Origin of the sequence: Pseudomonas sp. PA-6-3C (assembly GCF_021605825.1) — a bacterium.
Taxonomy (GTDB): domain Bacteria; phylum Pseudomonadota; class Gammaproteobacteria; order Pseudomonadales; family Pseudomonadaceae; genus Aquipseudomonas; species Aquipseudomonas edaphica.
The window spans coordinates 130,230-153,171 of the sequence record NZ_WKDV01000001.1 but is presented as its reverse complement, the minus strand read 5'-3'; the positions used below and the strand labels follow the sequence as shown (position 1 = coordinate 153,171).

Sequence of the window (22,942 nt, the reverse complement as noted above, 5' to 3'; positions counted from 1 at the left end):
GAGGAGAAGACATGGAATTCCTGAACGCCTTTTCCCATCTTGATTGGGCACTTGTCCTGCAACTGACCTGGCAGCACATCACCCTGGTCGGCATTGCGGTCATTCTCGCGATTGTCGTCGGCGTGCCCCTCGGCGTGCTGATGACCCGCTTCCCGACCCTGGCCGGCCCGCTGCAAGCCAGCGCCACGGTGCTGCTGACCGTGCCGTCCATCGCGCTGTTCGGCCTGCTGCTGCCGTTCTACTCCAAGTTCGGCCAGGGCCTGGGGCCGATGCCGGCGATTACCGCGGTGTTCCTCTACTCACTGCTGCCGATCATGCGTAACACCTACCTCGCCCTCACGGGCGTGGAGCCGGGTATTCGCGAAGCCGCCAAAGGCATCGGCATGACCTTCGGCCAGCGCCTGCGCATGGTCGAACTGCCGATTGCCGTGCCGGTGATCCTCGCCGGTGTGCGCACCGCCGTGGTGATGAACATTGGTGTAATGACCATCGCCGCCACCATCGGCGCCGGTGGCCTGGGTGTACTTATTCTGGCTTCCATCAGCCGCAGCGACATGTCGATGCTGATCGTGGGCGCCGTGCTGGTCAGTCTCCTGGCCATCTTCGCCGACCTGCTTCTGCAATGGCTGCAACGCTCGCTGACTCCAAAAGGACTGCTCAAATGATCGAACTTCAAAACCTGACCAAGACTTTTCAAAGCAACGGCAAGACTGTCTCCGCCGTGAACGACGTAAGCCTGACCGTCAACGAAGGCGAAATTTGCGTATTCCTCGGCCCGTCGGGCTGCGGCAAGAGCACCACGCTGAAAATGATCAACCGCTTGATCAAGCCCACCTCGGGCAAGATTCTGATCAACGGCGAGGACACCACCGACCTCGACGAAGTGACCCTGCGTCGCAACATCGGCTATGTCATCCAGCAGATCGGCCTGTTCCCGAACATGACCATCGAGGAAAACATCGTGGTCGTGCCCAAGCTGCTCGGCTGGGACAAGCAGAAATGCCACGACCGTGCCCGCGAATTGATGAGCATGATCAAGCTGGAACCCAAGCAGTACCTGCACCGTTACCCGCGTGAACTGTCGGGTGGCCAGCAACAGCGGATCGGTGTGATCCGCGCGTTGGCGGCCGATGCACCGTTGCTGCTGATGGACGAACCGTTCGGTGCGGTCGACCCGATCAACCGCGAGATGATCCAGAACGAGTTTTTCGAGATGCAACGGGCGCTGAACAAGACCGTGATCATGGTCAGCCACGACATCGATGAAGCCATCAAGCTGGGCGACAAGATTGCGATCTTCCGCGCCGGCAAGCTGCTGCAGATCGACCATCCGGACACCTTGCTGGCGCATCCGGCTGACGAGTTCGTCAGCAACTTCGTCGGCCAGGACAGCACCCTCAAGCGCCTGCTGCTGGTCAAAGCCGAAGATGCAGCCGACAACGCCCCGTCGGTGAGCCCGGAAACTCCGGTGGCGGATGCGCTGGAGCTGATGGATGAAACTGACCGCCGTTATGTGGTGGTCACCTGCGCCGAGAACAAGGCGCTGGGGTATGTACGACGTCGCGACCTGCACCGTCAGACCGGTACCTGCGGGCAGTACCTGCGCGAGTTCAATGCCACGGCGGCGTATGACGAGCATTTGCGCATCCTGCTGTCGCGTATGTACGAGTTCAACCGTTCGTGGTTGCCGGTGATGGACGCTGAGCGGGTGTTCCTCGGTGAAGTGACCCAGGAATCGATTGCCGAGTACCTGAGTTCCGGTAAGTCGCGTGGGGGCAAGACCAGTATCGTGTCGCCGGCCGAGACCGCGCTGGCCTGATTAACTTCTGTGGCGAGGGAGCTTGCTCCCGTTGGGCTGCGCAGCAGCCCCAGAACAGACGACTCAATAGTTTCAGGTAAACGGGGTTGACTGATTTTGGGGCCGCTTCGCGCCCCAGCGGGAGCAAGCTCCCTCGCCACAAAGCGCTCCAAATCCCCCTCAAATAACACTCCCGGGGGAACATCAATCCGTCACACCTGTCGGTTACATAAGTAGCTGCACCGGGTCCCGCGACGAACGCGTGCAAAAACGCGACATTTTTAGTTGATCTATGGCCCCTCACGTCCTAAAGTTCGCGCCGAACGTCCATGCTGGAAACGATCCATCCGGCTCAAGTACTGACGACGAGACAGCAAGGCCAAGGGACGCGGTTATCCCATGGCCTTTTTGCTTTCGGCGACATGCCTTGGGAAGTAGGCGAACCAAAGTGGGGATACGGAGGACGTTCAGTTGCACCCATTGATTACTACAGTTTGCCCTTAGGAGTTCCCAGCATGTCGATCAACGTCGAAGATTATTTCGCGCGCGCCACTTTTGACAAAATGAAGGCGTTCGCCGACAAGCAAGAAACCCCGTTCGTGGTGATCGACACCGCGATGATCAGCCAGGCCTACGATGACCTGCGCGCCGGTTTCGAATTCGCCAAAGTCTATTACGCGGTCAAGGCCAACCCGGCCGTCGAGATCATCGACCTGTTGAAAGACAAGGGTTCGAGCTTCGACATCGCCTCGATCTACGAGCTGGATAAAGTGATGGACCGTGGCGTCAGCCCGGACCGTATCAGCTACGGCAACACCATCAAGAAATCCAAGGACATCCGCTACTTCTTTGATAAAGGCGTGCGCCTGTTCTCCACCGACTCCGAAGCCGACCTGCGCAACATCGCCAAGGCCGCGCCGGGTTCGAAAGTGTATGTGCGTATCCTCACCGAAGGCTCGACCACGGCTGACTGGCCTTTGTCGCGCAAATTCGGCTGCCAGACCGACATGGCCATGGACCTGCTGATCCTCGCCCGCGACCTGGGCCTGGTGCCTTACGGCATCTCCTTCCACGTCGGCTCACAACAGCGCGACATCAGCGTGTGGGATGCCGCCATCGCCAAGGTCAAAGTGATCTTCGAACGCCTGAAGGAAGAAGACGGCATCCACCTCAAGCTGATCAACATGGGCGGCGGCTTCCCGGCCAACTACATCACCCGTACCAACAGCCTGGAAACCTATGCCGAAGAAATCATCCGCTTCCTCAAGGAAGATTTCGGCGACGACCTGCCGGAAATCATCCTGGAACCGGGCCGTTCGTTGATCGCCAACGCCGGTATCCTGGTCAGCGAAGTGGTACTGGTTGCACGTAAATCGCGCACCGCCGTCGAGCGCTGGGTGTACACGGATGTGGGCAAATTCTCCGGCCTGATCGAAACCATGGACGAAGCCATCAAGTTCCCGATCTGGACCGAGAAGAAAGGCGAGATGGAAGAAGTGGTCATCGCCGGCCCGACCTGCGACAGCGCCGACATCATGTACGAAAACTACAAGTACGGCCTGCCGCTGAACCTGGCGATTGGTGATCGTTTGTACTGGTTGTCGACCGGTGCCTACACCACCAGCTACAGCGCGGTTGAATTCAATGGCTTCCCGCCGCTGAAGTCTTACTACGTGTAAGAACGCTGCACACAAAAAACCCATGACATGTCATGGGTTTTTTTACGGGCTTGCACATTTCAACGATCTTCGCGCACGTGCCATAAACGCAAAATATAGAGTGTTGATTCTTGAATTTCGTAGCGCATTTCGTAATGACCAACCAACAGTCGTCTTACGTCCCGCGGTTCAAATTCTTCAACGCGTTCACCGATGCGCGGGTTACTTAACAAACTCAAAGGTGCTTGGGAAAGTGACTGCACCGTGCGCGCCGCCGCCATGCGATTTACGACGGCCAGGAAGTCGAAAAGTCGAGCCAGATCCGATAAGGCCTTACTGGTCCACTTCAACTCCATCAGCGAGGTACCGGCAGCGGCGAATCAGTGCTTAAACTATCCGCCCAGGCTTGAACCGCTTGCTGATCAATCACCCGACCGGCATCGACATCGGCCATGGCCTCTCGTGTCAGCCGGCTGCGTGCTTCCTCCATATCGACCCAATCGGCGAGCGCTTGCTTAACGATCCAGCCCCGCGAACGATCCATCCGTGCCGCCATCTGATCGACTTTTTGCGCCAAGGCGGTGGGGACGTGAGCGGTCAGTACTTTAGTGTCGGCGCCCATAAATCCTCTCTTCTCAGCATTGCGAAACATATGATTAAATCTGAATCAGCTTCAATCATAGTGATTTAGAGCGGTGCAGCAACTGCTAACCCATGCCGCTCATCGTTTAATTGAGCCACTCGCTGCTCGAAATCTTTAGCCAAAGACCGGATTTCCGGCTGCGCTGCATTTAACAGCGCCTTGTGCGCCGTGCGCAAAAACTTGAGGTTCCCTCCAGCCAGTGCTTGGCGCAGCCAACCCAGCGCCTCCTCGATCTGGCCCCTATCAGCCAGCACCGCCGCATAGCTGAACTGCCCGCGAAAATCCCCGCCTTCGGCTGAACGGCGATACCATGCTACGGCCGCATCCAGATCCTGAGGGCAATACTGGCCGTCTTCCAGATAACGCCCCAGCAGGTTCATCGACTTGGCATGGCCCTGCTCTGCGGCCAGCCGGTAGAACGCCAACGCTTGCGCTCGGTCTTGCGCAACACCGCGGCCGGTCGCCAGCAAGTTGGCGTAGTTGTACTGCCCCCAATCCAATCCAGCTTCTGCCGCCAGACGATAATTGCGCGCAGCCGCTGCTTCATCGACGGCGCAACCCCAACCATGCTCCAGGCAACGCCCGGTCATATTGCGCGCCATCCAATGCCCGCCATGGGCCGCGATCTGGAACCAGCGCAGTGCCAGCGCTTCATCGCGTGCAATGCCGCGCCCTTCCAGCAGGATTTGCCCGAGCAACGCTTGAGCGTCGACCACGCCTTCCTTGGCCGCCATCAAAATCGCCTGGGCGGCGCGCACCGGGGAGTCGTCGAGCATGCTTTGCAGTTGCTCGACATTGAGCACTTCTTCACGGCGCAATAAAAAGCCCATGCTTACACCTCAACCCAGCGGCGCAGCAGGTTGTGGTAGGTGCCGGTGAGCTGGATCAGCGCCGGGTGGTCGGGTACGTCCGTGGTCAGTTGCTGGATAGCGCCGTCCATTTCGAACAGCAACGTGCGCTGGCTGTCTTCGCGCACCAGGCTTTGGGTCCAGAAGAACGAGGCATAGCGCGCGCCACGGGTCACGGCGTTGACTTTGTGCAGGCTGGAGCCGGGGTACAGCACCATATCGCCCGCCGGCAGTTTTACCCGTTGCAGGCCAAAGGTGTCCTGGATCTCCAGTTCGCCACCGTCGTATTCCTCCGGGTCGCTGAAAAACAGCGTGGACGACAGATCCGTGCGCACCCGCTCGTGGCTGCCGCGCGCCTGGCGCACGGCATTGTCGATGTGAAAATCGAAACTGCCACCGGCCGTGTAGCAGTTGAGCAACGGCGGGAAGACTTTGTGCGGTAGTGCCGCCGACATAAACAGCGGGTTGTTCCACAAACGCTCCAGCATTGCCGCGCCGATTTCCTTGGCCAGCGGGTGGCCTTCGGGCAATTGCAGGTTGTGCTTGGCCTTGGCGGATTGGTGCCCGGCGGTGATTTTACCGTCGGCCCACTCAGTGTTTTCCAGGGCTTGGCGAATGCGCAGCACCTCCTCGCGAGAGAACAGGCCGGGAATATGCAGCAACATGGGGCAATACCTGAAAACAGAGAGGCGCTAATGGTATTGATTCTTATCTTCCCTGTAAAACGCGGCGGACGAATGAGTGGGTAAAAACCGTAAGGCAAAAGTGTAAAGAATGTAAATTCAGTGCGAATAGTAATGTATCGCAATTGATAGAAAGTCTTGTTGACCCTATATTCCGCGACCTCACCTCCTTGGGGAAAGGACTCGATATGTCGCGCACTACGCTAAAAACACCTGCCAGTTCACCGCGCATGCTGGCTTCGGCCATCGGCGTTGCACTCAGTGCCAGCTCTGCCGCCCAACTGGCGCAAGCGGCCGAAAGCACCGAACAAAAAGGCGAGCGCAACAGCATCTCCCTCGGCGCCACCAGCATTACCGGCCAGGAACAGGACAACACCTCCTACCAGGTCGAAAAAGCCTCGTCGCAAAAGTACACCGCGCCACTGGTGGACACCCCGCGCTCGGTCACCGTGGTGCCGCAGCAAGTGTTGAAAGACACCGCTGCCACCTCGCTGCAGGATGCGCTGCGCACCGTACCGGGCATCACCTTTGGCGCCGGCGAAGGCGGCAACCCCCAGGGCGACCGCCCGTTCATCCGTGGTTTTGACGCCCAGGGCGACACCTACCTGGATGGCGTGCGCGACACCGGCGGCCAGAGCCGCGAGATCTTCGACATCGAGTCGATCGAAGTCAGCAAAGGCCCCAATTCCTCGTTCGGCGGCCGTGGCTCGGCCGGCGGCAGCATCAACCTGGTGAGCAAGACGCCACAGGCGCGTGACTTCACCAACGGCGGTTTCACTTACGGCTCCCTCCAGACCCGCCGCCTCGTACTCGACGTGAACCGTCAGTTCCTCGACAACGCCGCGTTCCGTTTGAACCTGATGAGCCACGAGCAGAATGTGGCCGGCCGCGACACCATCAACTACGACCGCTGGGGGGTGGCACCGTCGCTGACTTTCGGCCTGGGCACACCGACCCGCGTCAACTTCAGCTACTACCACATGGAAAGCGACGACCTGCCGGACTCGGGCATTCCGTATGGCTACAGCTCGCCGACCGCCACTGCCCACGAGCATGACAAACCCACCGACGGCGGCGACAGCAACAACTTCTACGGTTTGAAAGACCGCGATTTCCGCAAGACCCGCGCCGATATCAGCACGTTCTCCATCGAGCACGACCTGAACGACAACATGACCCTGAAAAACACCCTGCGCCATGGCAGCACCGGCCAGGATTACGTACTCACTCAGCCGGATGACAGCCAGCGCAACGTCAGCCGTTTCGGCACCGTGTGGCGCCGCGCCAACACCCGCGTGTCAACCACCGACACCACCACCAACCAGACTGATCTGTTCGGCAACTTCCAACTGGCGGGCATGAAACACTCGTACTCCACCGGCCTGGAATTCACCGGTGAAGAAACCCGCGTCAGCAGCTACACCGTCAGCCCGAACAGCAACCCGACCTGCACCGTGGCCAAAGGCAGCCTGGGCGGCCAGTGCACCTCGCTGAGCAACCCGACACCGGATGACGCCTGGACCGGCAGCGTAGCCCGCAACTACCTGGGCACCAACACCAAGGCCACCAGCCGCGCCGCCTATGTGTTCGACACCATCGAGCTGGACCCGAAATGGCTGCTGAACGTCGGCGTGCGTTACGACACCTTTGATACCCAAGCCAATACCAACGCCGTAGCCGGGCGCAGCAAGCTCAAGGACGACAGCCAGTTCTTCAACTGGCAGGCGGGTCTGGTCTGGAAGCCGCTGGAAAACGGTAGCATCTACACCTCCTATGCCACCTCGGCGCAGCCGGTCGGCGGGCTGGTGGGTGAAGGGCAAGAAACCAATGGTTTCGTCACCGGCATCAACACCAGCGACCTGAAACCCGAAGAGACCGTCAACTACGAGTTGGGCACCAAGTGGGACCTGTTCCACAACCGCCTGTCGTTGACGGCAGCAGTGTTCCGTACCGAGAAGAAAAACACACGAATCCTGGTGGACTCCAACACCTTCGAAAACGGCGGCGAATCCCGTGTCGATGGCCTGGAACTGTCGGCCAGCGGCAAGCTCACCGATCAATGGCAAGTGTTTGCCGGCTACAGCTACCTGAAAAGCGAACTGGTCGACCCAGGCAAGATCGGCAACCGTCAAAACGTAGTGTCGGCCGGCTCCAACAAAGGCAACCAAATGCCTAACACGCCGAAGAACACCTTCAGCCTGTGGACCACTTACGACATCACGCCAAAACTGACCATCGGCGGCGGCGCGTTCTACGTCGATCAGGTGTATGGCGACCCGGCCAACACCGTGTACGTGCCGGCTTACACCCGCTACGACGCGATGGCCAGCTACAAGCTGACCAAGAACGTCGACCTGCAATTGAACGTGCAAAACCTGACCGACAAGATCTACTACGACAAAGCCTACGCGGCGCACTTTGCCAACCAGGCCGCCGGGCGTACGGCGCTGTTGACCACCAGTTTCCACTTCTAAACCCGGTCAACGTTCAGCCAAAAGCCCCACGCATCGGATGCGTGGGGCTTTTGCGTGTAAAACAGAATTTTTCTCGTTAACCCACGGCATAATGCGCGCCGTGACAACGACATCCAGATGAGCGAGGCGGTCCGACGTGTTGAAAAAAACCCTGTTCCAATTGCACTGGTTCTTCGGCATCACTGCCGGGCTGGTGCTGGCGTTGATGGGGATGACCGGGGCCGCGGTCTCGTTTCAGGATGAAATCCTGCGGGCGCTCAACCCCACAGTCTTGAAGGTCGAAAAACGCGAAGCCGGTGTGCTGCCGCCTGCCGAACTGGTGCGCAAGCTTGAGGCCACCGAAGGCAAGACCGTATCGATGCTGTGGGTGGAAAGCGACAGCGGCAACGCCGCGCGTGTGTTCTTCACCGCCCCGCCGGGCGAACGGCGTGGCCAGATGCGCTACTTCGACCCCTACACCGGCGACTACATGGGCGACGCCGTCGGCCAGGATGTGCTCGGCTTTATCTTGCAGCTGCACCGCTTCCTCGCCATGGGCGAAACCGGGCGTAACATCACCGGCGCCTGCAGCCTCATCCTGGTGTTCTTCTGCCTCTCGGGCCTGTACCTGCGCTGGCCGCGCCAAGTGGCAAGCTGGCGCGCCTGGCTGACGCTGGACTGGCGCAAGAAAGGCCGCAGCTTCAACTGGGACCTGCACTCGGTGTTCGGCACCTGGTGCCTGTTGTTCTATCTGTTCTCGGCGCTCACCGGCCTGTATTGGTCCTACGACTGGTACAGCCAGGGCCTGAACAAACTGCTGTCCGACGCGCCGCAAAACGAGCGCCTGCGCAAACGCGGCCCGCCGCCCGAAGGCCCGGCGCCGGTGGCCAACTACGACGCCATATGGAGCAGCATCTACGCCAACGCCGGCCCCGGTTTGATCGCCTACAACATTCGCATGCCGGCCGTCGCCGGGCAGCCAGCCATTGTGTATTACCTGCTCAACACATCGCCCCACGACCGCGCGCTGAACCAGATCAACCTGGACCCGTCCTCCGGCGAGGTCAAAACCCACGCCCCGTACGCCAGCAAGACGCTCAAGTCCCAATTGCTCACCAGCATTTATGCGTTGCACACCGGCAGCTACTTCGGTTGGACCGGGCGCATCCTCCTCACCCTCAGTTCGCTGATGATGCCGTTGTTCTTTATCACCGGCTGGCTGCTGTACCTGGACCGTCGCCGCAAAAAGCGCCAAGTGCGCGACGCCCGCAAAGGCCTCGGCGCCAACCACAGCGATGCACCGGCCTGGCTGATCGGCTTTGCCAGCCAGAGCGGTTTTGCCGAGCAGTTGGCCTGGCAAACCGCCGGGCAATTGCAGGCCGCCGGCTTGCCGGTGAAAGTGCAGCCGCTGGGCAGCGTCAGCCAGCACGACCTGAGCCAATCGCAGCATGCGCTGTTCGTGGTCAGCACCTTCGGCGACGGCGAAGCCCCGGACAGCGCCCGGGGTTTTGAGCGCAGCGTGCTCGGCCAGGATCTGTCGCTCAAAGGCTTGAACTACTCGGTGCTGGCCCTCGGTGATCGCCAGTATGAACACTTCTGCGGTTTTGCCCGGCGCCTGCACTTCTGGCTGACCCACCAGGGCGGCACGCCGTTGTTCGCGCCGGTGGAAGTCGACAGCGGCGACAGCGAAGCGCTGCTGATGTGGCAACAACAACTGGGCCAAATCACCGGCCAAGCACCGGCAGCGGCCTGGCAAGCGCCTCAGTTTGAAAACTGGACCCTCATCCATCGCACCCTGCTTAACCGCGACAGCGTTGGCTCAGACATCTACCTGCTGGGCCTCACGCCGCCTGCGCCGCAAAGCTGGCTGGCCGGTGACCTGGTGGAAGTGCTGCCGCGCAATTGCCCGTGGGCCATCGAGCATTTCCTCGCAGGCCTGGGCCTGGTCGGCAGCGATGGTGTGTTGATCGACGGCCTGGCGCAAACCCTCAACCAGGCTTTGGCCACCCGCCAACTGCCGGACAACCGCGCGCATCTGGTGGGCCTGCACGCACAAGCGCTGGTCAACGCGCTGGTGCCCTTGGGCATGCGCGAATACTCCATCGCCTCGATTGCCAGCGACGGCGTGCTGGAGCTGATCGTACGCCAGGAGCGCCACCCCGACGGCAGCCTGGGCCTGGGCTCGGGCTGGCTGACCGAATACGCCGCCATCGGCTCCGGCGTCAGCCTGCGTCTGCGCCGCAACAGTGGCTTCCACTTGCCCGAAGCGCCGGTGCCGCTGATCCTGCTGGGCAACGGCACCGGCCTGGCCGGCCTGCGCAGTTTGCTTAAAGCGCGCATCGCCGATGGCCAGCAGCGCAACTGGCTGTTGTTCGGCGAACGCAATATTGCCCACGACTACCTGTGCCAGGACGAGCTGCAAGGCTGGCTGGCCAGCGGTGACCTGGCCCTGCTGGACCTGGCGTTTTCCCGCGACCAGGCAGAGAAAATCTACGTACAGGACCGCCTGCGCGAATCGGCAGACGTATTGCGTAGATGGCTGGCCGAAGGCGCCGCGATTTATGTGTGCGGCAGCTTGCAGGGCATGGCCACGGGTGTGGATCAAGTGCTGCACGAGGTGCTGGGCAGCGAAGCGGTGGAGCGTTTGATTGAGCAGGGCCGCTATCGTCGGGATGTGTACTAAGCCCTCATAAACACCGAGGAGCAACTGTGGGAGCTGGCTTGCCTGCGATGCAGGCACCTCGGTGTATCAGTGACACCAGGGTGATGCCATCGCAGGCAAGCCAGCTCCCACAGTTTTACGTGCATTGCAGGTCAGGCGGGCTGCAGCTTTTGCTCGAACACCGAGACCCCATCCAAGTCACGCAAGATCACGGTCAACTCCGCCGTCTGCCCGTCAATCTGCACTTCACCAAAAAACTGAAAACCGGCAAACGGCGAAGTGTTCTGCGCAGGCGGAGCCTTCTGGAACACCACCTCCGGTCCAAAGGTTTTGTCCAGTTGATTAGGCCCGAAGCTCCCCGCATTCAGCGGCCCGGCCACAAACTCCCAGAACGGCTCGAAATCCTGAAACGCCGCGCGGTCCGGGTGGTAATGATGCGCCGCGCAGTAATGCACATCCGCCGTCAGCCACACATGGTTGCGCACCTGCTGCGCGCGCAAAAAGCCTAACAGTTCGGCGATCTCCAACTCACGACCTTGGGCCGGGCCTGGGTCGCCGTTGGCGATGGCTTCCCAACGTGGCACGCCGGGGCTGACTTCGCCGTCAGGCACGCCGAGGCCGATAGGCATGTCGGCGGCCACGACTTTCCACTGCGCCTGGGAGGCCTTGAGTTCGCGCTTGAGCCAGTCCAGTTGCTCACGGCCCATAAAGGGCTTTTCGCCGCCCAGATTGTCGTCGTTAGGCCCGCGATAACTGCGCATGTCCAGCACGAACACATCCAGCAACGGCCCGTAGCTGAGCTTGCGATAGATGCGCCCACCGCCATCGGCGCTCTGGCGGCGCATCGGTGAATACTCCAGCCAGGCCTGGCGTGCGCGGCCGACCAAGGTGTTGATGTCCTTGGTCTGGTAACGCTCATCGAGCACCTTGCTCGGCGACCAGTTGTTGATCACCTCGTGGTCGTCCCACTGCCAGATCTGCGGCACTTCGGCATTGAAGCGGCGCACGTTTTCATCCAGCAGGTTGTAGCGATAATTGCCGCGATATTCGTCGAGGGTTTCGGCGACTTTGCTCTTGGCTTCAGTGGTGATGTTGCGCCAGATGCGCCCGTCTTCAACGGTCAGTTGGGCCGGCACTGGGCCGTCGGCGTAGATGGTGTCACCGCTGTGGATAAAAAAGTCCGGCAGGCGCAGGCGCATGGCTTCGTAAATGCGCATGCCGCCTATGTCCGGGTTGATGCCGAAGCCCTGGCCGACAGTGTCGCCGCTCCACACAAAACGGATATCACGACGCTGCTGCGGCACGCTGCGCAAGTGGCCGAACCACGGCTCGCTGGCCACGCCGGTCTGGGCGTCTTCAAAGTGCACACGGTAGAAAATCGCCTGATCGACCGGCAGCCCGGTGAGTTCGACGCGGGCGGTAAAGTCGGTGCGGCTGTCGGCCAGGGGCGAGATAAATTTGCGCGGGTTGCTGAACACACTGCGGGTGTCCCACTCCACCACCATCTTCGCCGGGCGGTCGCTGCGGCTCCAGATCATCGCCCGATCGCCCAGCAAGTCGCCGGACTGCACGCCGTCGGTGAGTTGGGGGCGGTCCTTGACCGAGGCGATCACTGCCGGCGCCAGGCCCGGCAGCAACAAACCGGCGCCAACGGCTTGCATCACGCGGCGACGGCCGAGATCGAAGTGGCTCATGCAGGTGCCCTCTTGAGTATCAAAAGGGCAACTTAAACACGGGAGCATGAAGCGGATGTGACACCGACCGTAAGAACACTGGAGATCAAAGGTGGGAGCTGGCTTGCCTGCGATAGCGGTGAATCAGTCACTGAAAGGGTGACTGACAGAAAGCAATCGCAGGCAAGCCAGCTCCCACATTTTGAACAGTGTCAGGCCTTGGCTGAAGTGATCGACAGCTCCGCCGCCTCGGGACGCTTGATCAGCGCATACACCAACCCGGTCACCAAGCTGCCCGCCACAATCGCCAGCAAGTACAGGAGCGCATGGTTCATTGCATTCGGAATCACCAACACAAACAAACCACCATGGGGTGCGGCGAGTTTGCAGCCGAAATACATCGACAGCGCGCCGGTCAACGCGCCACCGGCGATGCTGGCCGGGATCACCCGCAGCGGGTCTTTGGCGGCAAATGGAATCGCGCCTTCAGAGATAAAGCACAGGCCCAGGATCATTGCGGCCTTGCCCGCCTCGCGCTCGGTCTGGGCGAACTTGCGCCGCGCCAGCAAGGTGGCGATGCCCATGCCGATTGGCGGCACCATCCCAGCGGCCATGGTCGCCGCCATCGGTGCACCACTGGACGCGGCCAGCAGGCCGACAGAAAACGCATACGCCGCCTTGTTGATCGGCCCGCCCAAATCCACACACATCATGCCGCCCAACAAAATGCCCAGCAGCACCGCATTGGTGGTGCCCATGGTGCTGAGAAAATCCGTCAGCCCCGTGAGCAACCGCGCCACCGGCGGGCCGACCAGATAGATCATCGCAAGGCCCGTGAACAGGCTTGCCAGCAGCGGGATGATCAGGATCGGCTTGAGCGCCTCCAGGCTTTGCGGCAATTGCACCGCGCGGGTGATCAGCTTGACGCAGTAACCGGCAAGGAAACCGGCGAGGATGCCGCCGATAAACCCGGCGCCCAAGGTGCCCGCCAGCAAGCCGCCGATCATGCCCGGCGCCAGGCCCGGACGGTCGGCAATCGAATAAGCGATGTAGCCCGCCAGCAACGGCACCATCAGCATAAAGGCCTGGTCGCCGACGGTTTTGAGGGCGGCAGCCAAGGTGCCTTTTTCTTCAAAAGCATGGATGCCGAACACAAACGACAAGGCGATCAACAGCCCGCCCGCCACCACCATCGGCAACATGAACGACACGCCGGTGAGCAGGTGCTTGTACACGCCGGTTTTTTCTTTTTTGCCGACCGCACCGCTGGCGGCGTTTTCTACCGCGCCTTCGGCCAGCGCCTTGTTGAGCGTGGCCTCGGACTGCTTGAGGGCGATGCCGGTACCGCAGCGGTAAATCTTTTTGCCGGCGAAACGCTCAGTGGCGACTTCGATATCCGCCGCCAGCAACACCACATCGGCATCGGCGATGGCCTGCGCGCTCAACGGCGTGCGTGCGCCCACCGACCCCTGGGTCTCGACCTGCAAGTCATAGCCCAGGCGCTTGGCCGTTTGCTGCAAGGCTTCGGCGGCCATGAAGGTGTGGGCCACGCCGGTCGGGCAGGCCGTGATCGCGACGATACGCGGGGCATTCTTCGCCGCCACCGGCGCTTGGTTGGCGACGTATTCCTGGGCCTCTTCGGCACCACGGCGCAGCACCGCGTCGACATCCGCCAGCGCCTGGGCCGGCGTGCTCTGGAATACACGCTTGCCGACAAACCGCTGCATATCCACCGGCGTGCTGCTGACCAGCAACACCCACTCGGCCGCGTCGATAGTCGCTTGGGACAACGCCCGCTCAGGGTGCTGCACATCTACGACTTCGGTGCTGGTGCTCCAGCCCTGGCGCTGCGCGGCGGCGTCCAACAAGCGGGCGCACAGCACACTGGTGACCATGCCGTTCGGGCAGGCGGTAACAATGGCTAACTTCATCACAAACCCTCTTATTGTTCTGTCAGCGTGCGCACATGGACGCCGCTTTCGAGGCGCGCCAACTGCGCGTCATCGCTGATGCCAAAACCGATCTGCGTGACCGCCATGGCGGCAATCGCCGTGGCCCGGCGCAAGGTGGTTTCCGGCAGATCAAACCTGAGCAGACCGTGCAGCATCCCGGCCAGCAACGAATCGCCCGCACCCACCGTGCTGGCGACGCTGACCTTGGGCGGCGTGGCATGCAGCGCGGTGCCTGGGCTGAACCAGTTCACGCCCTCGGCGCCGTGGGAGACCACCACATGCTCCACGCCTTGAGCATGCAAACGCTCGGCGGCCTGGGCCTGCTGTGCGATGGAGTCGGTGCCGCAATCGAGGGCTTCGGCGAGTTCTTCGGTGTTGGGTTTGATCAACCACGGGCCGGCCTTGATGCCCGCGCGCAAGGCTTCGCCGCTGGTGTCGAGGACGACTTTCAAACCAAGGTCTTTCAACGCGTGTATCAGTTCCTGAAACCACTGTGCGCTGACGCCACGCGGCAAACTGCCAGCGACCACCACCGCATCGAATTCAGGGCCGATGATCGCGACCATTTTGAGCAGTTGTTTTTGCGCCTGCTCACTCACCAGCGGCCCCGGCGCATTGATGTCGGTGACCCGACCATCCTGCTCGGCAATCTTGATGTTGCTACGTGTTTCGCCCGGCACGCGGATGAACGCGTCGCCAAACCCGCGGCTGGCGATCAATGCCTCGAAAGCCTCAGGGTTTGAGGCGCCGAGAAAACCGCCCACGCTCACCTCATGCCCGAGGTCCGCCAGCACCTGGGCGACATTCACACCCTTGCCGGCAGCATGGGTCAACAGGGTTTCGCTGCGGTTGACTGCACCGGGTTCCAGGTGTGCCAGGCGTACCGTAAGGTCCAACGCCGGGTTCAGCGTCAGGGTCAGAATCTTCGCCATTTACACGGCCTCCACTAGGGCTCGCACTTGCGCGGGCGAACCCACCGCAAGCGCTTTTTGCGCCAGGCCCTGGGCCTCGCTCAGACTGAATTCACGCACCCGCGCCTTCACTTCGGGAATGCTGCGGGCTGACACACTCAACTCATCCACACCCAGCCCCACCAGCACCGGCACCGCCAGCGGGTCCGCCGCCAGTTCGCCACACACGCCGACCCATTTGCCATGGGCATGGGCGGCGCGCACGGTGATGTCGATCAGTTGCAACACGGCCGGGTGCAGGCCATCGGCCTGGGCCGACAGGGTTGGGTGGCCACGGTCGATGGCCAGGGTGTACTGGGTGAGGTCGTTGGTGCCGACGCTGAAAAAGTCGACTTCCTTGGCGAGTACCGGCGCGAGCAAAGCGGCAGACGGTACTTCGATCATGATGCCCAGTTGCAGGTCGGCCACCGGGATTTCCAGGCGCAGGCGCTCGGTCATATCGCGGGCGGCTCGCCATTCATCAACACTGCCGACCATGGGAAACATGATGCGCAGCGGGCGGTTGTCCGCCGAGCGCAACAGCGCACGCAATTGCGCTTCCATGATCTGCGGGCGCTGCAAGGTCAGGCGAATGCCGCGCACACCGAGGAAGGGGTTTTCTTCCTCGGCAATCGGCCAATACGGCAGCGGTTTGTCGCCGCCCACATCCAGGGTGCGCACCACCAGCGGGCGACCGCCAAGGCCGTCGAGCACACGGCGGTATTCGGCTTCCTGGGTGGCTTCATCCGGTGCTTGCGGGTGAGCCATAAAAATCAGTTCGGTGCGCAACAGCCCGATGCCTTCGGCGCCCTGCTCCACCGCCGTCGCAACGCCGGCGCTTTCACCGATATTGGCGAACACTTCCACGGCATGGCCATCGCGGGTCATGGCCGGTTCGTGACGCTGGGCCGAGGCCGCTTGCAGGCGCTGTTCGCGGGTGTCGCGCTCGACCGTGGCGCGTTGCAGCGTGGCCGCGTCGGGGTCGACATGCAATCGACCGCGCTGGCCGTCGAGCAATAGCTGTGTGCCAGCGGCCAGCAACAACACCGCCGCGCCGGCGCCTACCAAAGCAGGAATGCCCAAGGCACGCGCAACGATGGCACTGTGGGCCGTGGCGCCGCCACGGGCGGTGAGGATGCCGGCGACGCGGGTTGGGTCCAGGCGGGCAACGTCAGAGGGGCCGACTTCGTCCATCACCAGAATGTAAGGCTCGCTTGGCTCCTGGGCGGTTTCAAGGCCGCACAATTGCGCCAGCACCCGGCGACCAATATCACGCAGGTCGGCGGCGCGCTCAGCGAGCAAGGCATCCTGCAGCGACTCTTGCTGTTTGGCCGCGGCTTCGATCACGCTCATCCACGCAGCTTCGGCGCTTTCGCCCTGCTTGAGGCGCGTGTCGACCTCGTCGGTCAGCTCCGGGTCGTCGAGCATTTCCTGGTGGGTAATGAAAATCTCGCGGATCGCCTTGGATTGGCTGCGCTCGATCAAACCCTGGATATCAGCGCGCACCTCGGTGAGCGCGGCGTGCAGGCGCTGGCGCTCAATGGCTGCAGACTCGCCACGCAGCGGGTAATCGAAGACCTGTTGGGTCTGGATATGCGCCGGGCCAATGGCAATGCCAGGCGCGGCGGCGATAGCCTGGACCTGGCTGCCGGACACAGGCGCGCTGATCGCGGGTTCAATATCAAGGATGGCAGGTTGGGCACTCACGGTCGGCAGCGGCTCGACTTCCTCACCGAGCCCTTGCTCCACCGCTGCCAACAGCGCGGGCAATGCATCACCGGCAATCGCAGGTTCAGCGACAAACTCCAGCACCTGGCCGCGACGGGCGCCGAGGCTCAGCAACTTACTCAGGCTTTTCACCGAGACGGCACCCACCGGGCCATCAACGATGCGCACGCGGATATCGCCGTCAAAACTTTTCGCCAATTGCGCGAGGATCTTCGCCGGCCGTGCATGCAAACCATGGGCATTGGCCAGGGTGATGCGCACGCTCGGCCAGTCCGGTGGCAATTCGCCGCCGAGCACCTCAAGCACCGCGCGGCTGCTGGTAGCGCGGCCCAATTCCTGGCCGCGACCTTCAATCAACAAGGCGCACAGGCGTTCGAGCAAGGTTTGATGCGCCTCACCCAGGCTGGCCAGGCAGAACAGGCCGTTCAGGGGCTGGCCGAGGTAACGCATCGGTTTGTCCGGCGTCACAAACGCAAGGCCTGGGCGCTTCACCGTCTGCTCGCTGTGCAGCCACCACAGGCCATCGCCCAACGGCAGCGCGTCGACTTGCTGCAACACGGCGGCGAAACCATTACTGACACAATCGGCCTGACGCAACAGGCGTGCGCCACGCCAGACCAGCTCTTCAAAATCGTCGGCCGATACGCCCAGGCTGATCATCTGCGCGTCCAGCGCCAGTTCCTGTGGTGCGCCTTGCAGCAGTTTCAGCAAGGCTTCGGCGGAGCCGGCACGCCGCAGCGCCTGGCCCAGGTCGGTTTCTCCGAGGGCGCGGGTGAGCAGTTGCAGCAGGCGCAGGTGTTCATCGGATTTGGCCGCGATGCCGATCGCCAGGTAGACGATCTGGCCGTCGCCCCAATCCACCCCTTCGGGAAATTGCAGCAGGCGTACGCCCGTGGAAAACACTTGGTCACGGGTTTCCGGCGTACCGTGGGGGATGGCAATACCTTGGCCGAGAAAAGTCGAGCCTTGGGCTTCACGGGCTTGCAAGCCGCTCAGATAACCCTCGGCGACCAGGCCATCGGCCACCAGTTTGTCCGCGAGCAGGTGCAAGGCAGCAGATTTATCCACAGCCACCTGGCCCATGGAAATCTGCTCTACAGTGAGCTCAAGCATGCCGTTCTCCTAGTTAGTGCACTGTGGGCACTAGGTATTGTTTTGAATAAATCAGCGCAGGCGCGTTCATAAATAACTGACTGAGTGGTCAATTGGCAGTAGTCACTCAGTGGCGAACATCGTAAAAATACGCTTGCTGAAACGTTTAATCTAGAATTTATGGCAGATTATGCGCTAATTATGCAAGCTTGAAGGACCACTCGGCACTTGAGCTCAGACAATAGTCGTGTGCAGGAATCGGTTACGATTGGACAAAATGTCGGGGCAAGCTCTAAAAAACAAGGAAATCCCGGTTTGAAACTCAGTGATATCGCACGTCTGGCCGGTGTGTCCGTTACCACCGCCAGCTATGTCATCAACGGCAAGGCCGAACAGCAACGCATCAGCAGCGCCACCGTCGAGCGTGTGCGTGCTGTGGTCGAAGCCCATGGCTTTACGCCCAACCCTCAGGCCGCCGGGCTGCGCAGTCGGCACACGCGCACCTTGGGCTTTATCTTGCCCGACCTGGAAAACCCCAGCTACGCACGCATCGCCAAGCTGTTGGAACAAGGCGCGCGGGCGCGCGGCTACCAACTGCTGATCGCCAGCTCCGATGATGAAGCCGACAGCGAACGCCAACTGCTGCAACTGTTCCGCGCGCGGCGCTGCGATGCACTGTTCGTGGCCAGTTGTTTGCCGGCCAGCGATGACAGCTACCGTGAGCTGCAAGCCAAGGGCCTGCCGGTGATCGCCATCGACCGGGTGATGGAACCCGGGCAGTTCTGCTCGGTGGTCAGCGACGACCGCCAGGCCTGCCAGCAACTCACCAGCAGCCTGTTGCAGCCGCTGCCCAAGCAGATCGCGCTGATCGGCGCACACCCCGAACTGAGCATCAGCCAGGAACGCGCTGCCGGTTTCCGTGAAGCCTTGAGAGACTTCAAGGGCGACGTGCTGATCGAGCAGGGTGAAGCCTTCAGCCGTGACTGTGGCCGCCAACTGATGGAAGAACTCCTGCAACGCCTGGGGCATTTGCCTGACGCGCTGGTGACGACTTCCTACGTGCTGCTGCAAGGTGTGTTCGACGCGTTGCATGACTTCCCGCTCAAGTCCCGGCCGTTGCGCCTGGGCACGTTCGGCGACACCCAACTGCTCGACTTCCTGCCCTTGCCGGTCAACGCCATGGCCCAGCAACATCAACTGATCGCCGACACCGCCCTGCGCCTGGCCCTGGCGGCCATCGAAGAAGAACAGTATGAGCCCGGCGTGCATGCCATCGGCCGGACCTTCAAGCAGCGCATTCACGAGGCTTGAGCGTGGAGCTGATCGACACCCACACCCACCTGGACTTCCCGGATTTCGACACGGATCGCCGGGCAGTCCTCGCCCACAGCCGCCAACTCGGCGTGCAGCGCATGGTGGTGCTGGGTGTGTATCAGCAGAACTGGCAACGGCTGTGGGATCTGGTGCAGGACGATGAAAGTTTATTTGCCGCCTTCGGCCTGCACCCGGTGTATCTGGAGGATCATCGCCCCGCCGACCTGATCGAGTTGGGTGATTGGCTGACCCGTCTACAGGGCCATCGGCAACTGTGCGCCGTCGGTGAGATCGGGCTGGATTACTTCCTCGAACAGTTGGACCGCGAACGTCAGCAAAGCCTGTTTGAAGCGCAGCTGAAACTGGCTGTGGATTTCCAGCTTCCAGCCCTGCTGCACGTGCGCCGCAGCCACGCGGCAGTGATCGCCACCCTCAAACGCATCCGCCTGCCGCGCGGCGGCATCATTCATGCGTTTGCCGGCAGCGTTGAGGAGGCCCGCGAATACATCAAACTCGGCTTTAAACTGGGCCTGGGCGGCGCGGCCACTTGGCCCCAGGCGCTGCGTATGCACAAGGTGCTGACCCAGCTGCCGCTTGAGGCGCTGGTGCTGGAAACCGATTCGCCGGACATGGCGCCGGCCATGTACCCCGGCCAGCGCAACAGCCCGCAACACCTGCCGGCTATCTGCGACGCCTTGGCCGAACGCATGGGCATCAGCCCTTCAGTGCTGGCCGAAACGAGCACACGCAACGCGTGCGAGCTGTTCAACTGGTAGCACGTTGACCACCTGCAAATCCAAGGTCAGTCGCTGCCGGTGGCGCACGTAACGCAGCGTCAGAAAGTGCATAAGTACCACTATCAATGAAACGTTGAGCTGCCCGACCATACTGATCAGGCCGAGCCACTCGGCCACCATCGCCACGATCAGCACCGCGCTGGTCAGTACCATCATGCTGGGGTGCACCATGGCCCAGTGGTCCAAGGATTTGAACTGGCGCAGTTGCCTGGGGCAGTTCAACTCCAGGACCCGCTGACAATACGGGCAATCAAACGGCTCACGGATGGCAATGGCGTTCAATTGCCAGGGCTTGAGTTCGAAGGTGATGTCGCAATGGGCGCAGTGCCCTTTGATGCCGATAACCGCCGTCATCGCGTTGCCTCCCGAGTACCCGGATTGGGTGAAACAAATTCTCACCCAATCACATGATCAAAACAGGCACACCGAAAAATAAGGACAGGCACCACAAACCATCAAGCCTATTCCTACGCGCAGGTCTTACACACGAAACGCCCCGATCAAGTGCTTCAGTTCAATGACCTGCAACGACAGCTGCCGGCTGGCGGCCTCGGTCTGCTGCGCGCCCTGGGCCGCATGTTCGCCGGCTCGATTGATTTCGACGATGTTTTGGTCGATATCCTGCGCGACTGCGGTTTGCTGCTCGACGGCGGCGGCGATCTGCTGGTTCTGATCGACGATCATGCCCACGGCGCCAAGGATATTTTCCAGGGCCTGCTGGACCTTTTCCGACTGAGCCACGGTACCATCGGCCATGGTATGGCTGGTGCCCATGGCCTTCACCGCTGCGCCTACACCGCTGTGCAAACGGCTGATCATCTGTTCGATTTCTTCGGTGGAATGCTGCGTGCGCCGGGCCAGGGTGCGCACCTCATCGGCCACCACCGCAAAACCACGCCCCTGCTCACCGGCGCGCGCCGCCTCGATCGCCGCATTGAGCGCCAGCAGGTTGGTTTGCTCGGCGATGCTTTTGATCACTTCCAGCACGCTGCTGATGGACTGGCTGTCGGCGGCCAGTTGATTGATCACCCGCACCGATTCATCAATCTCCGACGCCAGGCGCGCAATGCTGCCCTGCTGGGATTGCACCAGGCCACGGCCGGTGACGGTTTCGTGGTTGACGCTTTGGGCGCTATTGACCGCCGCGGCCGCGCTGCGTGCCACTTCCTGGGCGGTGGAAGACATCTGGTTCATCGCCGTCGCCACCTGTTCAATCTGGCTGCGCTGGCCGGACACCGCCTGATTGCTTTGCGAAGACACGGCCTGCACCTGGCCGGCTTGCAGCTCGACCTGGCTAACGGTGTGCCCCACGCGTTCGATCAAGTCGTGGATCTTGGCCACAGTGCCGTTGAACACTTGGCCCAGGTCGCCCAGTTCATCGCGACTGTGGGCCACAAACGTGACGGTCATGTCGCCGGCCGCCACCTTGTCCATCATCGCGCCCAGTCGGCGCAAGGTGGTGCGCGTGGAGGCATAGAAGCCTGCATACAAATAGAAGATCAGCAAGAACACCGCCACCAGGGCACACACCAGCACCACCATGTGCGTGCGGTTTTGCGCCAGGCGCTGCTGCAGTTGCTGCTCAAGGAACCTCAGGGTGGTGTCATTGAGCTGGTAGGTCTGGGCCATCAGTCGGCTGACATCTTCGTAGAACCCCTGCCACGGCGCGTCGAGGGTTTGCGCCATGACGACCTGCTCTTCAAACAACTCGCTGCCTTGTTTGAGGCTGGCACTGCTGGCCTGGGCCAAGCTGTCGAGCGCCGTGTGCGCGGCGGTACTGGCGCCCAGGGCATCCTGCAGCTTCAAGGCGTATTCAGCCTGGAGTTTTTCCAACTGTTGCAACAGTTCGTCAAAGCGCGTGCTGGAGGATGAATTGAGAAAGCCCTGGCCGAGGGAGTACGCGCCCATGGCCCGCCCCTCGCCGAGGGTTTGGGTGACTTGCGCGGTGACGCTGGTGAGCAGCTCACTGAGCTGGCGCAAATCACTCTGAGGGTCGCGGCTCAAGCCGGACTGGCTGGCGATGATCTGGCTCAACATCTGCGCCTTGTTGAGTAATTTGCCGATCAGCGCGCTTTTGCTCAGCAGCGAGGTTTCTTGCTGCTGAGCCTTGAAGGCGGCGATTAACTCGTCGCGTTTGCCCTCGAAGGCGCTGGCTTGCTCAGGGTCGACGGTCATGGCGTTGAGGCTTTGCAGGCGGCTCAGTACGTTCTGCTCAAGGGCACTGATCTTGCCTTCGAGGTCGCCGGCCTTACCTGATTGCCCCAGCACCGCGTTGATCTGCACCTGATTGTTCAGGGTCTCCAGATCGCGCCGCAGGGCCAGGCTGCTGCCGAGCAAATCGAGGCTTTGCAGTTCAATGCGGGTGCCCTGGAATTGCGACCAGGAGTCACGCACCAGAAAATAGTTGGTCGCCAGCATCGGCAGCAGGAACAGCACGCTGATCAGGCTGAACTTCATGCCAAAACTCAGGCGGTTCATCAGGGCGACAGCGGGATAGAGCAAGCGCTTCACGGGTGAGCTCCCTTTCTTATTTTTATTGAGGCGCAGGGCGGCGGCAGATAGCCACTATTTGGCGCTCTGACTGTATAGCTCAATTTGAAAGGGAGTTTTGTAACGTAAGGTTAACGGCTTGGAAATTCACCACAGACCCAATGTGGGGATGCAGGCACCTTGGTGTATCAGGCATACCGA

The 22,942-nt window shown here is 61.4% G+C and carries 17 protein-coding genes and 1 pseudogene; 7 read left to right on the top strand and 11 right to left on the bottom strand.

Annotated features, from left to right (window positions below):
• Window positions 1-11: 11 nt before the first annotated feature.
• From GIW48_RS00775 to GIW48_RS00765, 3 genes are all read left to right on the top strand, one after another.
• Complete coding sequence (locus GIW48_RS00775) at window positions 12-665, top strand: ABC transporter permease (protein ID WP_017138293.1); 654 nt, start codon at window positions 12-14, stop codon at window positions 663-665.
• Complete coding sequence (locus tag GIW48_RS00770) at window positions 662-1,819, top strand: osmoprotectant ABC transporter ATP-binding protein OsmV (RefSeq protein WP_017138294.1); 1,158 nt, start codon at window positions 662-664, stop codon at window positions 1,817-1,819. The genes GIW48_RS00775 and GIW48_RS00770 overlap by 4 nt, the downstream gene beginning before the upstream one ends.
• A 494-nt stretch (window positions 1,820-2,313) precedes the next feature.
• Window positions 2,314-3,477 carry a type III PLP-dependent enzyme gene (locus tag GIW48_RS00765; RefSeq protein ID WP_017138295.1) on the top strand — a complete coding sequence of 388 codons (1,164 nt, stop codon included), beginning with the start codon at window positions 2,314-2,316 and terminating at the stop codon, window positions 3,475-3,477.
• Between the two features lie 59 nt (window positions 3,478-3,536).
• Here GIW48_RS00765 and GIW48_RS00760 read toward each other — a convergent pair whose 3' ends face one another.
• From GIW48_RS00760 to GIW48_RS00745, 4 genes are all read right to left on the bottom strand, one after another.
• The gene (locus GIW48_RS00760) at window positions 3,537-3,812 is read right to left on the bottom strand and encodes a type II toxin-antitoxin system RelE/ParE family toxin (protein ID WP_080593787.1); all 276 of its coding nucleotides are present in this window, start codon (window positions 3,810-3,812) and stop codon (window positions 3,537-3,539) included.
• Window positions 3,812-4,078, bottom strand: coding sequence for a CopG family ribbon-helix-helix protein (locus GIW48_RS00755; protein ID WP_017138296.1), 267 nt, complete (start codon window positions 4,076-4,078; stop codon window positions 3,812-3,814). The genes GIW48_RS00760 and GIW48_RS00755 overlap by 1 nt, the downstream gene beginning before the upstream one ends.
• A 65-nt stretch (window positions 4,079-4,143) precedes the next feature.
• Window positions 4,144-4,929, bottom strand: coding sequence for a tetratricopeptide repeat protein (locus GIW48_RS00750; RefSeq protein ID WP_236460305.1), 786 nt, complete (start codon window positions 4,927-4,929; stop codon window positions 4,144-4,146).
• Between the two features lie 2 nt (window positions 4,930-4,931).
• Window positions 4,932-5,612: a Fe2+-dependent dioxygenase gene (locus GIW48_RS00745; protein ID WP_176991552.1), complete on the bottom strand. Its 681-nt coding sequence runs from the start codon at window positions 5,610-5,612 to the stop codon at window positions 4,932-4,934.
• A gap of 206 nt (window positions 5,613-5,818) precedes the next feature.
• Between GIW48_RS00745 and GIW48_RS00740 the strand changes: the two genes are divergently transcribed.
• Together GIW48_RS00740 and GIW48_RS00735 are read left to right on the top strand one after the other, a co-directional pair.
• Entirely contained in the window at window positions 5,819-8,104 is a 2,286-nt protein-coding gene (locus GIW48_RS00740; RefSeq protein ID WP_236490665.1) for a TonB-dependent receptor, read from the top strand.
• Between the two features lie 136 nt (window positions 8,105-8,240).
• On the top strand, window positions 8,241-10,766 hold the full coding sequence (locus GIW48_RS00735) for a PepSY domain-containing protein (RefSeq protein WP_236460303.1): 2,526 nt from the start codon (window positions 8,241-8,243) through the stop codon (window positions 10,764-10,766).
• 131 nt (window positions 10,767-10,897) lie between these two features.
• Here the strand turns inward: GIW48_RS00735 and GIW48_RS00730 are convergent, their stop codons facing one another.
• The 4 genes from GIW48_RS00730 to ptsP all read right to left on the bottom strand — a co-directional run bounded on the left by GIW48_RS00730 (window position 10,898) and on the right by ptsP (window position 18,161).
• Complete coding sequence (locus GIW48_RS00730; protein WP_099548346.1) at window positions 10,898-12,439, bottom strand: alkaline phosphatase D family protein; 1,542 nt, start codon at window positions 12,437-12,439, stop codon at window positions 10,898-10,900.
• Between the two features lie 191 nt (window positions 12,440-12,630).
• The gene (locus GIW48_RS00725) at window positions 12,631-14,349 is read right to left on the bottom strand and encodes a PTS fructose-like transporter subunit IIB (protein WP_236460301.1); all 1,719 of its coding nucleotides are present in this window, start codon (window positions 14,347-14,349) and stop codon (window positions 12,631-12,633) included.
• 11 nt (window positions 14,350-14,360) lie between these two features.
• Window positions 14,361-15,302 carry a 1-phosphofructokinase gene (gene pfkB / locus GIW48_RS00720; protein ID WP_236460299.1) on the bottom strand — a complete coding sequence of 314 codons (942 nt, stop codon included), beginning with the start codon at window positions 15,300-15,302 and terminating at the stop codon, window positions 14,361-14,363.
• Entirely contained in the window at window positions 15,303-18,161 is a 2,859-nt protein-coding gene (gene ptsP / locus GIW48_RS00715; protein WP_236460297.1) for a phosphoenolpyruvate--protein phosphotransferase, read from the bottom strand.
• Window positions 18,162-18,455: 294 nt separating this feature from the next.
• On the opposite strand from ptsP, the gene cra reads away from it, so the two are divergent.
• Both cra and GIW48_RS00705 read left to right on the top strand, forming a co-directional pair.
• On the top strand, window positions 18,456-19,451 hold the full coding sequence (cra, locus tag GIW48_RS00710) for a catabolite repressor/activator (protein ID WP_017138305.1): 996 nt from the start codon (window positions 18,456-18,458) through the stop codon (window positions 19,449-19,451).
• Window positions 19,452-19,453: 2 nt separating this feature from the next.
• Window positions 19,454-20,230, top strand: coding sequence for a TatD family hydrolase (locus GIW48_RS00705; protein WP_017138306.1), 777 nt, complete (start codon window positions 19,454-19,456; stop codon window positions 20,228-20,230).
• Here the strand turns inward: GIW48_RS00705 and GIW48_RS00700 are convergent.
• From GIW48_RS00700 to GIW48_RS29800, 3 genes and pseudogenes are all read right to left on the bottom strand, one after another.
• On the bottom strand, window positions 20,177-20,605 hold the full coding sequence (locus tag GIW48_RS00700) for a hypothetical protein (protein WP_017138307.1): 429 nt from the start codon (window positions 20,603-20,605) through the stop codon (window positions 20,177-20,179). The two genes, GIW48_RS00705 and GIW48_RS00700, sit on opposite strands and share 54 nt — an antisense overlap.
• A 126-nt stretch (window positions 20,606-20,731) precedes the next feature.
• The gene (locus tag GIW48_RS29805) at window positions 20,732-21,436 is read right to left on the bottom strand and encodes a methyl-accepting chemotaxis protein (RefSeq protein ID WP_442963107.1); all 705 of its coding nucleotides are present in this window, start codon (window positions 21,434-21,436) and stop codon (window positions 20,732-20,734) included.
• Between the two features lie 153 nt (window positions 21,437-21,589).
• A pseudogene (locus GIW48_RS29800) lies at window positions 21,590-21,793 on the bottom strand (HAMP domain-containing protein); the annotation flags it as partial.
• Window positions 21,794-22,942: the final 1,149 nt, after the last annotated feature.